Below are 16,484 nucleotides of genomic sequence, written 5' to 3'. Positions count from 1 at the left end.
TCAGATCCCGTCAGACTTACTTGACCTTGACGTTCTTGCTGTAGGCCGAGTAGTTGCCGGCGACACCACGCTCGGTGTTACCGAGGACCTGGGCCTTGAAGGTGTAGGACTTGCCGGACGTGAGCCCGGTGATGGTCCTGGTGTACGTGCCGGCCGAGGAGAGCTTGCCAGTGGCGGCCGTGATCCAGCCACCGCCGGTCTTGGCCTGCAGAACCTTGGCCGTGAGGCCGGCCACCTTCGGGTCGCCGGTGACCGTGACCGTCACCGAGCCCTTGGCGTTGGAGACAACCGAGATGTCCGGGTCCTCACGCACGAGCACGCGGACCGGGTCGGACTGCTTGCTGCCGACGGCGGCCTTGAAGTCCATGCCGTAGGTGTTGAGGCCCACGCTGAAGGAGAACATCCCGTCGGAGCCGGCCGTCGTCGAGGTGATCTTGGCGTATCCGCTGGCGTTCACGTTCTTGCCCCACAGGTCGACCGCCTGACCGGCAGTCGCCTTGCCGCTGAGTACGACGCGACCCCGGCCGAGCCGCACGGGCGTCGTCGTTCCCAGCGTGGGTGCCTCGGCGCCCGGGTCGGTGCCGCCGTCGCTGGCGGCGATCGTGATGATGCCTTCCTTGACCGAGCCGACATTGCCCAGGCCGATACCGGTGCCGATGATCGTCTCGGCCGGCTCCGCGGCGGTGTCCTGGGTCAGCGCGATCTGCGCCACCGTCACCACAGTGCCGGGGGCGGTCCCACCGAGGATGGTGTACCCCTTGGCGCCGGGGTTGGTGAAGTCGTCCGGCTCCGCGGCGTTGCTGCCCTTGGACGAGCCACCGGCGAAGGTGATGTTGAGGTTGACGTTGTCCTCGGCAATGCCGGTGATCGTGCCGGTGACGTCGAGGGTGTCGCCCTCCTCACCGGTGTCGCTGTTGATCTCCAGCTGCGGCGCCACGTCGTCGTTGGTCAGCGTCAGCTTGGGCGTCTTGGTGTCGGCCCCGCTGATGTACGTCGAAGTACCGGCAGTGACGGCCACCTCGAAGTGCGTGGTCTCGTTGCCCTCGTAGACCTCGTCACCGTTCACGTAGACCAGCGCATAGCCGGTCGTCTGGCCGGCCGGGATGACGACCGGCGACGGCGGCGTGTCGTAGTCGTTGCTGCCCCACCAGGCCTCCTGGGCCTCGGTAGCGGTGTCGCTGCCGGTGGGGTCGTCGGTCACGTCGAAGCGGATCTCGTGCTCGCTGGCGCTGCTCAGCTTGATCGGCATCAGCGCGGCAGTGGCGTCGTCACCTTCGGTGAACACGAGATCAGCGACGGAGAACGTGGGCGGGTCGTCGTCGTCCGTGATCTCGATCTCGACCGGGGAGGCCGACACGTCGGCAGTCCCGTCGACATCGGTCAGGTTGATGTTGAAGGTCTCGTCGTCACCCTCGTCCACAGTGTCACCGATGACGCCGACGGTGAAGTCCTGGGTGGTCGTGCCGGCCGGGAAGGTCAGCACCTCACTCTTGGCCACGAAGTCACGGCCCGGCAGGGCAACGCCCACACCCGCGACGCCGTCGATGACGGAGGAGACCCTGACCTTGACGGTCTGGCCCGACTTCTCACTGAGGGTGGCGGTGAACTTCTTGTTCGTCGTACCGCTGTCGCCCTCGTCGACCTCGGTCGGCGTGATGCTGACCGCCGGCGCGTCGTCGCCGGGCGCGTCACTGATCTGGGCCGCCACCTTGACGATCGAGCCGAGGGTCGCGTTGTCGGGTGCCGAGAGCTGGATGGCGAAGTCCTCGGGGTTCAGCTCGTCGAGGTCGTCCGCCTTCACCGGGATCACGATGCTCTCGGAGGCATCCCCCGGGACGAAGGTCACCGTGCGCGAAGCCGAATCCGGGTAGGAAGTGAAGTCGTCGGCGGGGGTGGCGGCCCCGTGGTTGGTCACCGGGTCGGCCGCGACCGCGTCCCAGTGCACGGTGACCGTGCGCTCCGACGGCTTGTCCAGGCTGACCGTGAAGGTGACGTCGTCGCCCTCGTCCACATTGCCGCCACCGCCGAGGGTCACCTTCGGAGTGGCATCGCGGTCGGCGATGGTCACGGTCGTCGAGCGCTTCGCCGGGGCGACGTTGGTGCCGTCGCCGTCCACCGAGAAGGTCTCGTTCTCATCGGAGTCGTCGAGGTCGTCCTTCAGCACCTCGACGATCGCCGTGTCCTCCATCTCACCCGCGGGAATGGTGAGCGTGTCGGTCAGGCTGTTGTAGTCGACTCCGGCCTCTGCCGTGATGTCGTCCGTCGTGAGGTCGATCGTGACCGGCTTGCCCGACTTTGCGGAGAGCCGCGCGGTGATCGTCGACTTCGCGGGGGTGGCGGACGACGGCTCGGTGACCGTCGTCGGCGACGCCGTCAGCGTGTAGCTCGGCGGCACGTCGTTCGAGTCATCGTTGATCGTCCCGATCAGGCCGGCGGGATCTCCGGTGTCGAAGACCGCCGGGTTACCGCCCTCGGTGACCACGATCTTGAAGGTCTCCTCGAACTCGTCCAAGGTGTCGGACGAGGTGGGCACGTCGATGTAGTGCGGAGCCGTATCGGCGGCGGCGATGCTGATCGTCCCGCTCTTCGAGGTGTAGTCCTCCCCGGCCTTCGCCGGGTGGTCGGCAGACGCGTCATCCACCGTCGACCAGCTCAGGTCACGAGTGCCGACTCCACCCCCGGTGCGGGTGATCGTGAACCTGACGTTGTTGCCTTCGGTCTTGGCGGCGGTCGTGATCGTGAGGCCGCCGGCCACGGCGTGAGCGGGCGACGCGATCAGGACAGTCGGTACCAGACCGACGATGCCCGCGACTGCGGCGGCCATGACTGTCCGCACCGACTTGGGACCACGCAGCATGAACGGAACCGAGCCGCTCTTGGCCGCATGGGCTGGTGAATAGCGCATGTGTTTCTGTCTCCTTCGGCGGCTGGGCCGCCTCCCGCTCGGGAGGTCCCTGGCTTTGCGTCCCCGCCTCTCGACGGGTTTGCCTTTCTCGGTGCCGCACGCGACGGCTTGTGGTGCGCCGGCGTGGACCGGTTGGCGCGGGCACCTAGCGCGGGGACATAACTCGCACTTCGGAACTGCGCCGTCCGTACTGTAACCAGCCGATTGCCGAGTTGTGGGGGAATTGGACTTTTAGGCCGGATGGCCCCGTGGGCACGGTCTTGTGTCTATTTCGTCTCGGTCGAGCGGACCCTCTACCAGGCGAAATGCATCGGCACAGCGGATCTAGACGGTGGCAAGACGAGCGCGGGCGGCCGGGAGCCAGGCCAGCAGCACGGCCAACGCCAGCAACGCCAGGAACGGCAACCGCCAGAACCGGTCCACCACGCCCGGCAGCGGCACCGGCGGGCCGGCGACCCAGGGCCGCGCGGTCTTCGACCACGCCAGGAAGGCGTCCCCGATCGGCAGCGCGCCGGCCGCGTAGCGCTTGGACCACGGCGTCGACACCGGTACGCCGATCAGCTCCCCGTAGTTGGCCAGTGCCCCGGCCAGTTGCGGGTCGCCCTGCACGGCGGCCGCGCCCAGCGTCACCGCGGTGGCCGACAGGCTCACCCCGAGCGGCAGCGGACCCGAGTCCACGTCCGCCGGCCCGTCCGTCCCGCGCGGATACTCCCTCACCGCTGGCCCCAGCCGCAGCGGCCGCACCACGAACAGGGACCGGAACCGCAGATACTGCTCGCGGGCGAACGCCGGGTCGATGTCGACCAGGAACCGCTGGATGATGCTCTGCGACGTGCCCCGGGCGCCCGCGGTGGGCCGGCCCGACACCGGGTCGGCGGTGTGCGGCAGCAGCCCGGTCGCCGGGTCGAGGCGCTGCCGGACTCCGGCCAGCCAGCGATCGGTCGTGCCGGCGTACCGGGGGCTCAGGAGTTTGTCGTGCAGGCGCAGCGAGGCGACCGCGACCGTCGAGTCGACCGGCCAGGCCTGTCCCGGATAGGCCGCCAGGTACGGCGTCGCCGCCGCGTCCAGGGCCGTGGCCAATGCCGCGGACGCGGACTCGAAGACCCGCCGCAGCGCCGGGTCCGGTCCCAGGGAGAGGACGCCGCCGCGGAGCCAGTTGGTCCAGCCCTGGTAGAAGACGCCGTACGCCGGAGTGAGAGCAGCGTCGAACGGCCGCCGACCGGCCGGTGACTCCAGCCGGGCCAGCGCCCAGCGGGCCTCACGAGCGTCCTCGGCCGGGTCAGCAGCGGTACGGCCGAGGTCGACGTGGGCGAGGCCGTAGAGGGCGTACAGGAAGAAGTAGCCCTCCGGGAACAGCTCCTGAGCTTCCTGCGCGGCGCCGGCGTCGAGCTGCGCGCGCAGGAACGTCAGCTGCCGGCGTACCCCCGAGGTGTCCTGCGGGGCGACCAGCCGCACGGCCGCGACCAGGGCGATCAGGGTGACCACGACGGCCGCTGTCCGGCGGAGCATGGCGCCGACTCCAGGGAGCGCGCGCCAGCGGTACGGTCGGGTCATGGCTTACGACGAGGCCCTGGCCGAGCGGGTCCGCGACCGGCTCGCCGACCTGCCCGGGGTGACCGACAAGCGGATGTTCGGCTCGCTGGCCTTCCTGACCGACGGCCGGCTCACCGTCGGGGTCACCGGTGACGACCTGATGGTCCGGGTCGGGCCGGCGGCGGCCGACGAGGCGCTGGCCCGGCCGGGGACCCGGCTGATGGAGATGGGCGGCCGGCGGATGCGGGGCTGGGTCCGGGTGGACGGCGCCGAACTCGACGACGACGTGCTCGAGGAATGGCTGATCCGGGCCCGCGATTTCGTCAGCACGCTGCCACCCGGGTGAATCGCCCGGTTCGGCATGGTCGGCGGCCGCACAACTGCAGGTTGACCGCCATTCATGCCAACCCGCGCAACGGCGTTCGCGCAGGCTGCGGCGGGTGGACATGTGCGGACACGACCGATTTGGACACGGGGGCAATGGTCGGCCGCGCATTAGTGCAGTCTTAAGCCCGCATTAGGCGCGGTTTTGCGAAGATGTGATCTTCACGCTGTTCCGGATACGCTCGGCCGTCGATCCACCACAAGGGAATATCTCCGAGGAAAGTAGACAGTTGATGTTGCGCAGGGCGCACGTGCCGGCCCATGCACCGGCACCGCGGCGGGGGATTCGCAGCACCCGATCGCTCACCATCATCGGCACCGCGGTGCTGGCCGTCACCGCCGGGACGCTGGTGCCCGTTTTCGCGGGCGACGACGACGGTCTCACCTTGCGGCCGGTGGCCGACACGACCGTCACCCAGGTGCCGCAGGACGGCGACACCGAGGGCAAGACCACCCTGGCCAGCTGCCCGTCGCTGTGCGACGGCAACCCCAGGGGACGCCGGGACGCCACGCTGCAGTTCGCCGTCGACAAGCTCCCGGCCGATGCCACGCAGGTGAAGGCGACCCTGCGGGTCTACGCCTGGCACGACTTCGCCGCCCGGATCCTGGCCCGCACCGTGCCGGGTGACCTGGCCGCGGCGAGCAGCCCGGCCAAGCTCGCCGCCGTGGATAGCGTGCAGGCTCTGGACAAGGTCTCCAAGGGCTACAACGAGTTCGACGTCTCGGGCTCGGTCCAGGGCAACGGCACCTACACGTTCGCCCTGTCCCAGGAGAGCCTCAACACCCGGGTCTACTGGGCCTCGCGGGAGAACTCGAAGGACAACCTGCACCCCGAGCTGGTGCTGTCCTACAAGACGGAGGCCAAGCCGGCCCCCAGCAAGAGCACCCCGAGCACCGCCTTCCCCCCGGCGCCGCCGACCAAGCCGACCACGGCCGCACCGACCGCCACGTCGCCGAGCGCGACCAAGCCGGCCACCACCGCCCCGGCGACCACCAAGCCGCCGGCCGCGCCCACCACGCCGGCCGCCGACGGCTGGCGCCTGGTCTTCAACGACGACTTCACCTCCGGCAGCATCGACAAGTCGAAGTGGAACCTGCGCGACGGCGAGGGCCGGTCGATCGACATCGGCTGCAACGTCGACGACCCGAAGAACACCTTCGTCAGCGGGGGCAACCTGATCCTGCGGGCGCTGAAGCAGTCCGCCACGTGCAGCTCCCAGAACCGGCAATACACCCAGTCCTATCTCGACACCATGGGCAAGGCGTCGTTCAAGTACGGCCGCTTCGAGATCCGTGCCAAGTCGCCGAACAAGCCCGAGAGCTCCAAGGGCCTGTGGCCGGCGTTCTGGCTGCGGCCCGACGACGGCGGCAACGGTGAGATCGACGTGACCGAGCTGCCCGGCGGTCCCGGCTGGCACGACAAGTCGACCGCGGCCATCTTCTGGGACTACACGCCGGTCAAGCAGGACACCCGGATCGCCATGCCCGGTGGCGCGCACCCGGCCGACGGTTTCCACACGTACACCACCGAATGGGACGCGAAGTCGCTGAAGTGGTACATCGACGGCCAGCTGGTGTGGACCCGGGACAGCAGCACGACGCCCTGGTTCGACAAGGCGTTCAACAAGCCGTACAACCTGCGCCTGAACTTCCAGGTCGGCGGCTGGCTGGGCAACCCGGACGCGAGCACGCGGTTCCCGGCCGACTTCGTGGTCGACTACGTCAAGGTCTATCAGCGGTAACAGGCGTCGCCTATCGTCGACGCCGTGGTGAACAAGTCGACACGCGCGTCTCTCCCCCACCAGCGGACCCCGTCCGATCCGCTGGTGGGGGCGGACACCGACCCGAGACAGCGGCAGGACGGGCTGGGCTGGGTCACCCGCGCCATCTTCGGTGACCCCCGGCTGCGGGTCACCGTCGGCGACGACCCGGCCGCCACCGTCCGGTACGCGGTCATCCCATCCCTGGAGCAAGCCCGTTTCCTGCTGCCCCTGGCCTCCCGCAAGGTCACCGCGGCGTCCCTGCTGGCCTACAACGCCCTGCGGCCGCCCAAGGTACGGGCCGGTCGCGCCGCCGTCGGCCTGCTCGCCCGGGTCGGTGCCCTGGGCCTGACCCGGGCGCCGATCCTGTCCGTGCACGCCCCGGAGCGCGAGCTGCTGCTCTCGTCCTTCCTGGCCGACCAGCTCGGCGAGCCGGAGCTGCACGCCGCGATCGGCATCCGGCCGCCGGACCCGCACCACAAGCCGACCTTGCAGCTCTTCGACGCCCAGGGCCGGCCCCGCGGCTACGCGAAGATCGGCTGGAACGACGGCACCCGCGCGATGGTCCGCGCGGAGGCTGCCACTCTGGCGGAACTGCCGGCCGGCCACGGCTTCCCGCCCGCACCGCGGCTCATGCTGCACACCCAGTGGAACGGCCGGGAGATCGCCGTCATCGAGCCGATGCCCCGCCGGGTACGCCGGATCAGCAAACCGGACAGTCCCCGGCTGGACGCGATGCTGGCGGTCGCCCGGTGGGATTCACCCGCCACCGAGACCCAGCCCGTGACGGCGCTGCTGGCCGCCTGGCGGGTGCGCGCCGAGGGCGCCGACCCGCGCATCCACGCCGCCATGGACAAGCTCGACCGGGAGCTGACCCTGGAGTTCGGCAACTGGCACGGCGACTGGGTCCCGTGGAACATGGCCCGGCACAAGGGTCAGCTGCTGGTCTGGGACTGGGAGAACAGGGCGCCGGGCGTGCCGGTCGGCTTCGACCTGGCCCACCAGGCGTTCCAGACGGCGCTGTCCACCCACGGCCGGCCCGCGGCCGAGTGCGCGAAGGCCGTCGACGAGGCGTTGCGGCGTCACGGTGCCGCGCTGGGTCTCACGGATCCGGTCCGGCAGCGGTTCGTGGCCGATGCCTACCTGGTGGAGCTGTGGCTGCGCACGTACGAGCTGTCGGGCGGGGGCGCGGGCTGGAACCCGAAGCTGCACCCCGCCCTGCTCGACATCCTGGGCGAGCGGCTGCCCTAACTCCAGTCGAAGGTCATGCCCAGCCGTTCGGCGAGGGCCGCGTTGTGCGGGCGGTAGTACGCCGTCAGCTCCGCGCGTACCTCGTCGTCCATGCCTTTGCTGGGCCGGTCGTTGAAGACGTCGTAGGCGCCAAGGTCGTACGGCGGCAGCCCGATGAAGTCGAGGATCCGGGCGTACGTCGCCGCGGGCTCGCGGTACAGGGTCTCGCTGGCCACGAACAGCAGCTGCTCCCGGTCGAAGTGGTCCAGCCAGGGCGTCAGGTGCTCCAGGTAGCAGCCGCGTGCCCGGTACGAGTACCAGTCGAAGGCCTCGCTGAAGTAGTCCGGGTCGGCGAGCAGCTTCTCCCGCTCCCCCGCCGTCCGGGACTCCTCGGCCGCCAGCGCCGCCGCGAAGTCCAGCGGCTCCACACCCTCGGTACGCCGTTCCTTCCAGTGCGAGTACGCCCGCTCCACCGGATCGCGGAGCAGCACGACCATCCGGGCCCGCGGCATCAGCTGCGCGACCCGCGACGCCACCAGGGGATGGAACATGTACAGCGGCGCGGCCTCCCCGACCTTCGGCGGTGCGCCGTGCTTGCGTTCCAGCGCCGCCCGTTGCTTCACCGTCGGGAAATGCGAGCGGTACCAGGCCTCCCCGCGGGGCCAGTTCTCCTCGAAGTAGTGCGAGGTCTTGGTGTTCCACGCCGGAAAGAGCCGGGGCACCAGCGGGTGCTGGATCAGGTAGCGCCACAGCGACGTGGTGCCGCCGCGCTTGGTGCCGATCACCAGAAAGTCCGGCAGCGGCCGCTGGTCGCTGGTGCGTTCGCCGTAGCGGACCAGCAGCTCACGGACCTGTTCCTTGGCGCCCTTGGGGGCGACGCTCTTGATCCGGTCCTTCACGGTCACGACGAGACCTCCTGAGTCGGTGCCGGCCGGAGCTGTGTCCGGACGTTGTGCAGGGCCGCGCGGACGCGGCGGTCGGCCAGGGCGGCGAGGCCGGCGGCGGCGATCACGCCGAGCGTGACGGCCAGCCCGGGCAGGCCACGGCCGGCGATCAGCACGCCGGTCGCGGCCGCGGCGCCGGTCGCGGCGATCGCCACCCCGGCGGCGAGCACGAGGGTACGGCCGAACAGCGGCTCGCCCAGCGCCCGCCGGGCCAGGATCGCGGCCAGCACGTTCTCGCAGACGATGCCGAGCGACCAGGCCACCGCCGCACCCAGGGCACCGTGCCGCGGGATCAGCACCACGCACGCGACCACGTTGAGCAGCAGCCCGGCAACGGTGGCGAGCAGGTGCCCGCGACTGTTGCCGCTCATCAGCAGCACGGTCTGCACCAGGCCGACGCCGACGTTGACGAGCATCGCGACGGCCAGCACGGCCATCGGGGTGGCGCCGGCGCTGAACTCGCGGCCGAACAGCGCCAGGAAGGCCGGCGCGAACACGGCCAGGATCAGGTAGGCCGGCCAGGAGAGCAGGACGATCCACAGGGTGGTCCGCCGGTAGACCTGGGCGGCATCGGCGCGCCGGCCGGCACCGAGCAACCGGGAGAGCTGCGGGGCGATCGCCACCCGCAGGCCCTGCATGATCAGCAGGCCGGCCAGCGCGTACCGGCCGACGGCGGCGAAGACACCGGCCTCGGCCTGGGTGGCGAGGGCGCCGGTGAGCAGGACGCCGACCCACATGCTGCTGGCGTCGATGGCCACCGAGGCGGCCCGGGGCAGCGCGAAGCCCCAGAACGTGCGCCAGTCGGCCCGTACGGGCCGCAGGCTCGCGCCCGCGCCCAGTCCGAGCGGGCGCACGACCAGCACCAGCGCCACCACGACAGCCGCGGCCAAGGGCAGCAGCCAGCCGCCGAAGCCCAGCAGGACCCCGCCGCCGGTCAGCACCGCGGCGATCATCAGCACCGGCCGGGCGATCGGCACGAGCAGGAACTGCACCCCGACGTACGCCGACACCGACCGGGTGGCCCGGACCGCCGCGAGCAGCACTGTCGAGACCACCACCAGGGGCACGCCGACGGCCGCGAGGCGGATCAGCGACGCGCCGTCCGGGTCGTCGAGCAGCGCCCGGGCGATCGGGCCGGCGGCCAGCAACCCGGTCGCGGCGACCAGCAGGGCCAGGCCGAACGTCGGCAGCACAGCCAGCGGCAACAGCCGGGCCGCGTCACCCTGCGGGCCGAGCCGGCGCCGCGGGATCGCCCACATCAGGCCGGTGTCCGCGCCGAAGCAGCAGATCGCCCCGGCGATGGTCACCAGGCCGATGACGCTGAACAGCGCACCGGAGCCGTCGGCACCGAAGGCCCGGACGATGACGGTGGTGAGCACGAACCCGAAGGCGCCGTTGACCGCCGCGCCGACCAGCCCGATGGCCCCGCTGCGGGTGCTGCGGCGCACCTCGGTGTCGGCGGGACCGGGCGCGGCGACCGCTGTCATGCGGGCACTTCCTTCGGGCTGCGGTTGACCGGGCCGTCCACCGCCGCCAGCCCGAGGCCGAGGGCGAAGAACAGCACCGACATGTTGGGGTCGATGTAGGAGTAGAACGGCGTCACGATCGCGGCGATGACCGGCAGCGCGCTCAGCCACAACCCGGCCGGTGTCACGGCCGCCGCCAGCCGGCGCGCGATCACCAGCAGCAGCAGGTAGAAGCAGATCGTCGCCGGGATGCCGTGGCTGTAGAGCAGCTGCCAGACCATGCCCTGGGTGCCCAGCGGCTCCGACGCGTGCGTGGTGTCGACCGAGTTCGGCTGCCCGAAGCCCAGCAGCGGCGAGTGCACCACCGCGGCCCAGGTCTGCACGTAGAGGTCGAAGCGGTCCGACGTGGTGTCCGTGCTGGAGGTGCGGTTGGTGATCAGATCGAAGACCGGGATGAACAGCGTGACGATCCAGCCGATCAGCACGATGCCCGCGACGGGCAGCAACATCCGGACCCGGCCGCGCAACACCTCCCGGAAGAGCAGGTAGGCGACCCCGGCCCCCAGGCCGATGAACATGCCGCGGTTGAGCGTCAGGAACGCCGGGACCAGCGACAACGGCAGCGAGACGAGCAGCACGATCCGCATCGGCCCGCGGCGCACCGACATCAGGTACGCGAGCACGAACGGCACCAGGAAGCTGTACGCCGTACCCCAGTTGTTGGTGTACGGGTACGGCGCCGCCGGCCGGTAGATCGGGTTGCGGCTGAACTTGTTGAACTCGGTCGAGTCCAGGTGGGTGATGTCGAGGATGTACCGCTCGGCCTGCACGCCGTGCGGCAGCACCAGCTCGAACGGGCTCGGGAAGCTGAACGTCGGCAGCAGCACACCGAGCCAGCCCAGCGCCACCATCGACAGCCAGAAGATCGCCAGCGGGTTGGCCACCTTGGTCCACGGCACGCCGTCACGGATCAGGTTGTAGACGTAGATGCCGACCAGCAGACCGGTGATCAGGTGGCCGAGCCGCAGGCCGAAGACGAGCAGGTTGGTGACATAGTCCAGGCGCGTGGCGCTCACCGTGACGATGCCGAGGAAGATCAGCCACAGCACGGTGCCGGTGGGCAGCCGGATGTTGCCGCGCGAGGTCAGCAGGGACAGCAGCACCGCGCCGAACAGCGGCCAGGCGAAGTAGAAGACCCCGAGACCCCACCACAGCGGCAGCAGCGCGAACATGCCGACGATCGGCCACACCGGGAGCTTCGCCTGGCGTACCGCCCAGGCGCCCGGCTCCAGCACGCCCGGCTCGACCAGGGCGACCGCGCGGGCCCGGGCCGGCGCGGAGGCCCGCGCGGTCCGCCGGCCACGCACGATCGTCCTGGCCAACGCTCAGATCCCCTTGCCGCGCTTCTGCGCCATCCGCAGCACCCGCTCACCGGTCATCAGGCCGAGGATGACGGGCACGGTGACCAGCACGCGCTTCTCCCGCGGGTTCAGCCGGACGACCGCGGCCAGCTCCTTGATCGCCTCGGTCCGCCGGTTGCCCGAGGCCAGCGCGAACGCGATCTGCCCGCGCAGCCGGGCCATCCCGGCGCGGCTGGTGGCCAGCTCGGGGTGCTTGCCGATGAGGTACCGCTGGGCCTCGACGATGGTGGCCCAGCGTCCGAAGTAGAACGAGCCGCCGTGCCAGTCGACGATGACCAGCGCCTCCCGCACGACGGCGATCGGCGTGTGCGCCGACACCCGCAGCAGCCACTCGTAGTCCTCGCTGTAGCCACCGGGGATGCCCTCGTCGACCTCGCCGGCGGCCGCCCACGTCGACCGGCGCACGAGCATGGTGCTGGAGTGCACCTCCATCACCCGGTCGGCCAGCAGCTCCTCGTGCACGACCCGGTCGCGGTCCAGCACGCGTTCCTTGTCGATGCCCGGCCCGCGCAGCCGCAGACCGCAGCTCACCGCGCCGATCGCCGGGTCGGCGAGCTGCTCGACCTGGCGGCTCAGCTTGGTCGGCAGCCAGATGTCGTCGTCGTCGCAGAACCCCAGCAGCTCGCCGGTCGCCGCGTCCACCCCGCTGTTGCGGCCGCCGGGCAGGCCCTGCCGGCGGGTGTTGGCGATCAGCTTGAGCGACCGGTCGGGGCCGACCGGCACATCCAGCTCCCGCACGTCGACGTGGTCGTAGACCACGACACACTCGACCCGGCCGGGATAGTCCTGAGCGAGGATGCCGGCGACGGCGCGTTCGAGCAGCCCGGGCCGGTCCCGGGTGGCGACGACGACGGTGATCTCCGGATACGTCTGCGGCACGGCGTTCTCCCCTGCGCGGTCGGTCACGGCGCTCTCCGGCACGGCATGGTCGGGACCGGCACTCTCGCGGCCGGCGTGGTCGGCGCCGGCGCTCTGCCGGCCGGCGTGGTCGGGGGCGGTGCGGTCAGGCACCGCGGCCTCCGGTGAGCACGAAGCCGACGGTCTGGGCGCCGGCCGAGCGCAGCCGGTCGACCAGGCGGGACAGCTCGGCGTTGCGGGTGCGGTCGCGGGCCACCACGAGCACCGCGACCCCGGACTGCGCGGCCCGGACGCCACGCTCGTCGGTGTCGGACGGGGGCGCGTCGATGACCACGATGCCGGACTCGGGCTCCTCGCCGAGGTTGCACAGCCGGATGACACCGCCGCCGATCAGCACGACCAGCAGCCGGCTGTCCGCGTCGGCCCCGGGTGCCCCGGCCGTGACCACGGGCGTCTGCCGGACCGGCGCCTCCATGATCAGCGTGGCCTCGGGGTCGGCCGAGGTGGTCTGCACCTGCGTGGGGGCGTCGGCGGTGCGCACGCCGGAGCCGGCGATCCGGGTGACCCCCGGCGCCGCGGTGGCACCGGTGCCGCCCAGGCCGAGCCGGCCCGCGGCCGCCGAACCGTTCAGCCCGGTGGGCGTGGACGGCGACACCGTGCGGGGACGCGGCGGGGTGCGCTTCTGCGCGGCGAACAGCACCCGCTTGAGCTCCTCGTGGGTCTCCGGCGGCGCGGCCAGCGTGACGTCCTGGCCGGCCTCGGCCAGCGCGACCGCCAGATTGCCGGTCACCGTCGTGCGGCCCTCGTCGTTGCGGCCGGACAGCACCACGAGCGCACGGTCGGGGTGCCGGTCGATCCACTTGAGCACCGCCAGCGAGACGTACCGGGCGTCGGCCGCGGCGGCCTCGTCGTGATGCCGGCCGACCGCGCGGACGACGCCGAGCGCCGGCAGTCCGACCAGGTCGGCGGCCTGGTCGATGGAGCGGACGCGGCGGTCCAGCGCCTCCCGGGCGTGCGCGGCGACCATGCCCACCAGCAGTCCGCCGAGCACCGCGCCGAGCAGATAGAGCGGACCGGCGTCGTGGCTGGACGGGATCGGCGCGCGGGCCGCGGCGGTGATCGAGCCGGGGCTCAGGTCGGCCGAGGAGACCTTGGCGCGCGCGTTGGCGAGCTGGGCGATCTGGTCGTTGAGCGCGCTCACCTGGTCCAGCGTCGCCTGGGTGCGCGGCGATGCGGTGTCCGTGCTGCTCTTCTGGTTGGGCAGCGTCTTCTGCACCGACAGCCGCTGGCCGGTCACCTGCTTGATGGTGTTGTCGTAGGACAGGATCAACGCGGCCCGCTGCTGCTTGTAGATGTCCTCGCGGACCCGCAGGTAGGTCTGCGCGGCGGTGTTCGCCCCGGTGATCGCGCTGCGCTCGCTGTCGCCGGCGTACTGGAAGCGCAGCACCTGGCCGCCCGTGGGCACCTCGACGGTGAGCGACTCACGGACCGCCTCGGGATCGCGGTCGAGGATCCGGGCGGTCGAGTCGATGACGTCGTTGCCCAGAGCGATGCCGTTCTCGGCGGTCATGTTGATGGCCCGGTCGGCGCCGCTGGACGGCAGGGTGAACGGGTCGGTGACCACGGGACGCAGCACGACGACCGTGGTCGCGGTGTACGTCGCCGGGAAGAAAAAGAGGTAGGCGAGCACCGCGAGCGTCATGGCCGCGGTGGCGGCCAGCACGATGCGCCACCGGCGCAGCGGAATCCGAACGACGTCCGCGAAGCCGACGACCCGCTGCCGGCTCCCGGCGACGGAATCAGTCACATCCATGAGTCGTCTCTCCCCGACATGTGTGCAGTTGTGTTTCGGTAGAGCTGCTCACCGAAACCTTCCCCGGCCGGCATCCTCGCGCGGCCGGGGAAGGTTACGCAACAGACAGTCGTCGCTCCGACGACAATCTGTGTTACGAAGTGGCGAAGAACAGGGTCGGGTTCGACCATGTCGCCTCGGCCGTCGGCGCCGCCACCACACTGGCGGTGGAGCCGTCGACCGCGGTCGACGCCGAGGCGTCGAAGTTGACGGTCCGGAGTGTCCCGTCCGTGGAGCCGTAGACCAGCTTGCCGGCCACCCAGGTCATGCCGCGCACCGTGCGCCAGTCGATGCCCGAGGTGGGCAGCGTGAAGGCGGTGCAACCGATGACGTAGCCGTCCGGCGTGAGGTAACGATAGAACAGCGCGTTGCTCGACGCTGTCGTGTAATACATCCGGCCCTGCAGGTAGAACGAGCCGGTCATGCTGGCCGCCGCGAACCACGAGTTGTAGCCGCTGCCGACCCACGGGGCACCGATCGCGCCGGAACCGCTGAGGATCGAGATGTTCAGCAGACTGCCGCTGGGCGCGCTGCTGTCCGTCTTGGCCCAGTACACCTTGTTGGACACCACGAACGCCGACTTGGCGTTGGTGAGCTGCGGCTGGCTGACCGTCGCCGGGGTGCCCACCCCGGACACGCCGTACGACACCTTGGTCACCTGGCCGTTGCCCGCCCCCAGGTAGAGGTAACCGGAGGCGGCCTGCGGAGCGTCCTGGATGGCGATGGTGCGTCCACCGGCGTCCGGGAAGTAGCCCTGCCGGCCGTGGTACTCGTTGCCCAGGCCGTCGGCGTCGAAGCCGGCGAACAGCCCGTTCGGGCCCTTCCACAGCTCCCACATGATCGGACCCCAGTTGGTCCCGCCGGACGGCAGCTGGCTGCCCGGTGAGCGGGTCGGGTTCCAGTTCAGCGGTACGCCGTTCTGCTGGTCGAGCGCGGCGATGCCGTACCGGCTGACCCCGCCCGGACCCTGCGAGTCGTTGCCGTTGGCGTTGTTCTGCCAGCGGAAGTGCCCGCCGACGTAGACCACGCCGTCGGCGACCTCCAGCGAGGTGACCGAGTCGGTGCCGGTGACGTCGACCCAGGTCGCCTGGACGTTGCTGCCCCGGTCGGCGGTCTCCCAGCGGGCGGTGGAGTCGCAGTACGCGTCGCCGCGGCCACCGTCGGCGATGATGACGAAGTAGCTGCCGTCGTCGTTGAAGTCGACGTCACGGGCGTAGAACGGGAACGAGCTGCTGTAGCAGGCGGCCACGTACCGGTCGGTGTTCCAGTCCGCGACGGTGGGCGTGCTCGCGGTGTCGATCATGACGACCTGGTTGCGGGCGTTGCCGTTGACCTCGGTGAAGTTGCCGACCGCCACGACCGTGTCACCGTCGGGCGCGACCGCGAGGCCCCAGACCAGCTCGGTGCTGTTCGCGTACGGCCGGGCGCCGCTGGCGTCGACCTGGAAGGTGCTGTCGATGGCGCCGGTGGTGGCGTTGAGCCGGGCCAGCAGCCCGTGCTCGGTGCCGTTGACCCAGTGGAACGCGCCGGCGATGTAGAGCTGGTTCTCGTGCACGATGGCGCGGCGCACCACCCCGCCGTCGGCGCGGCCGACCCAGCCGGCCACCGTGGCACCGGTGGCCGGGTCCAGCTCGACGAGGTTCTTGCGGGACACCCCGTTCACCGTGCCGAAGCTGCCGCCGACGATGAGCTTGCCGTCCGGGCTGACCGCGAGGGTCTGCACCGCGCCGTCGAGCACCGGGGCGAAGCCCGTGCGCAGCGCGCCGGTGCCGGCGTCGTAGGCCACCAGGTTGCTCGCCGGCGACCAGGTGCTCGCGCCGGCGGCCTTGATACCGGTGAAGGAACCGCCGGCGTAGACCGTGTTACCGATCTGCGCGAACGCCCGCATGCTGCCGTTCTGGGCGTGCGGCGTGTAGTCGACCGGGTTGGCCGAGACGATGGTCGCGGGGTCGTTCGGGGGCACGTACACGGCCGAGGCCGGTACGGCGGTCAGAGCGACCGTCAGACTCAGCACTGCGGTGGCCGCCAGGATCCTGGTGACCTGCCGCGGCCGGAGTCGACGCTGTAGGGACACGGGCCCTCCTAATGAGAACTTAAAGATTGACGCAGCCTCGTGGGCCGGGCGTCAGTG

Annotated in this window: 11 protein-coding genes and 1 riboswitch; of the genes, 3 read left to right on the top strand and 8 right to left on the bottom strand. The window is 70.9% G+C overall.

The features are described 5' to 3' along the window. Positions 1–16 precede the first annotated feature (16 nt). Both ACWEOZ_RS00530 and ACWEOZ_RS00525 read right to left on the bottom strand, forming a co-directional pair. Positions 17–2,905: a Calx-beta domain-containing protein gene (locus ACWEOZ_RS00530; protein ID WP_451908632.1), complete on the bottom strand. Its 2,889-nt coding sequence runs from the start codon at positions 2,903–2,905 to the stop codon at positions 17–19. 14 nt (positions 2,906–2,919) lie between these two features. Further along, positions 2,920–2,999: riboswitch (cyclic di-GMP riboswitch) on the bottom strand. 230 nt (positions 3,000–3,229) lie between these two features. Next, complete coding sequence (locus ACWEOZ_RS00525; RefSeq protein ID WP_451908631.1) at positions 3,230–4,414, bottom strand: hypothetical protein; 1,185 nt, start codon at positions 4,412–4,414, stop codon at positions 3,230–3,232. A 43-nt stretch (positions 4,415–4,457) separates the two neighbouring features. Between ACWEOZ_RS00525 and ACWEOZ_RS00520 the strand changes: the two genes are divergently transcribed. The 3 genes from ACWEOZ_RS00520 (at position 4,458) to ACWEOZ_RS00510 (ending at position 7,833) form a co-directional block, all read left to right on the top strand. Continuing rightward, positions 4,458–4,784 (top strand): TfoX/Sxy family protein, encoded by a 327-nt coding sequence (locus ACWEOZ_RS00520; RefSeq protein ID WP_451908630.1) that lies wholly within the window; start codon positions 4,458–4,460, stop codon positions 4,782–4,784. A gap of 271 nt (positions 4,785–5,055) precedes the next feature. Next, on the top strand, positions 5,056–6,564 hold the full coding sequence (locus tag ACWEOZ_RS00515; RefSeq protein ID WP_451908629.1) for a family 16 glycosylhydrolase: 1,509 nt from the start codon (positions 5,056–5,058) through the stop codon (positions 6,562–6,564). Between the two features lie 81 nt (positions 6,565–6,645). Beyond that, on the top strand, positions 6,646–7,833 hold the full coding sequence (locus ACWEOZ_RS00510) for a hypothetical protein (RefSeq protein WP_451908921.1): 1,188 nt from the start codon (positions 6,646–6,648) through the stop codon (positions 7,831–7,833). Here the strand turns inward: ACWEOZ_RS00510 and ACWEOZ_RS00505 are convergent. From ACWEOZ_RS00505 to ACWEOZ_RS00480, 6 genes are all read right to left on the bottom strand, one after another. After that, positions 7,830–8,711: a sulfotransferase domain-containing protein gene (locus ACWEOZ_RS00505; RefSeq protein WP_451908920.1), complete on the bottom strand. Its 882-nt coding sequence runs from the start codon at positions 8,709–8,711 to the stop codon at positions 7,830–7,832. The genes ACWEOZ_RS00510 and ACWEOZ_RS00505 overlap by 4 nt on opposite strands. A gap of 2 nt (positions 8,712–8,713) precedes the next feature. Further along, positions 8,714–10,243 carry a lipopolysaccharide biosynthesis protein gene (locus tag ACWEOZ_RS00500; protein WP_451908628.1) on the bottom strand — a complete coding sequence of 510 codons (1,530 nt, stop codon included), beginning with the start codon at positions 10,241–10,243 and terminating at the stop codon, positions 8,714–8,716. After that, positions 10,240–11,604, bottom strand: a complete 1,365-nt coding sequence (locus ACWEOZ_RS00495) for an O-antigen ligase family protein (RefSeq protein ID WP_451908627.1) — start codon at positions 11,602–11,604, stop codon at positions 10,240–10,242. The genes ACWEOZ_RS00500 and ACWEOZ_RS00495 overlap by 4 nt, the downstream gene beginning before the upstream one ends. Positions 11,605–11,607: 3 nt before the next feature. Next, entirely contained in the window at positions 11,608–12,654 is a 1,047-nt protein-coding gene (locus ACWEOZ_RS00490; protein WP_451908626.1) for a glycosyltransferase family 2 protein, read from the bottom strand. Continuing rightward, positions 12,647–14,314, bottom strand: coding sequence for a hypothetical protein (locus ACWEOZ_RS00485; protein WP_451908625.1), 1,668 nt, complete (start codon positions 14,312–14,314; stop codon positions 12,647–12,649). Before ACWEOZ_RS00485 ends, ACWEOZ_RS00490 begins: the two co-directional genes overlap by 8 nt. A 133-nt stretch (positions 14,315–14,447) precedes the next feature. Then, positions 14,448–16,427, bottom strand: a complete 1,980-nt coding sequence (locus tag ACWEOZ_RS00480; protein ID WP_451908624.1) for a delta-60 repeat domain-containing protein — start codon at positions 16,425–16,427, stop codon at positions 14,448–14,450. Between the last annotated feature and the right edge of the window lie 57 nt (positions 16,428–16,484).

The sequence above is a fragment of the Actinoplanes sp. NPDC004185 genome, from assembly GCF_053603475.1.
This window is presented reverse-complemented; position numbering and strand designations above follow the sequence as displayed.

Coding starts and splice junctions, on each gene's coding strand:
- ACWEOZ_RS00530 (WP_451908632.1), bottom strand. CDS start 2,905: ATGCGCTATTCACCAGCCCATGCGGCCAAGAGCGGCTCGGTTCCGTTC.
- ACWEOZ_RS00525 (WP_451908631.1), bottom strand. CDS start 4,414: ATGCTCCGCCGGACAGCGGCCGTCGTGGTCACCCTGATCGCCCTGGTC.
- ACWEOZ_RS00520 (WP_451908630.1), top strand. CDS start 4,458: ATGGCTTACGACGAGGCCCTGGCCGAGCGGGTCCGCGACCGGCTCGCC.
- ACWEOZ_RS00515 (WP_451908629.1), top strand. CDS start 5,056: ATGTTGCGCAGGGCGCACGTGCCGGCCCATGCACCGGCACCGCGGCGG.
- ACWEOZ_RS00500 (WP_451908628.1), bottom strand. CDS start 10,243: ATGACAGCGGTCGCCGCGCCCGGTCCCGCCGACACCGAGGTGCGCCGC.
- ACWEOZ_RS00485 (WP_451908625.1), bottom strand. CDS start 14,314: ATGGATGTGACTGATTCCGTCGCCGGGAGCCGGCAGCGGGTCGTCGGC.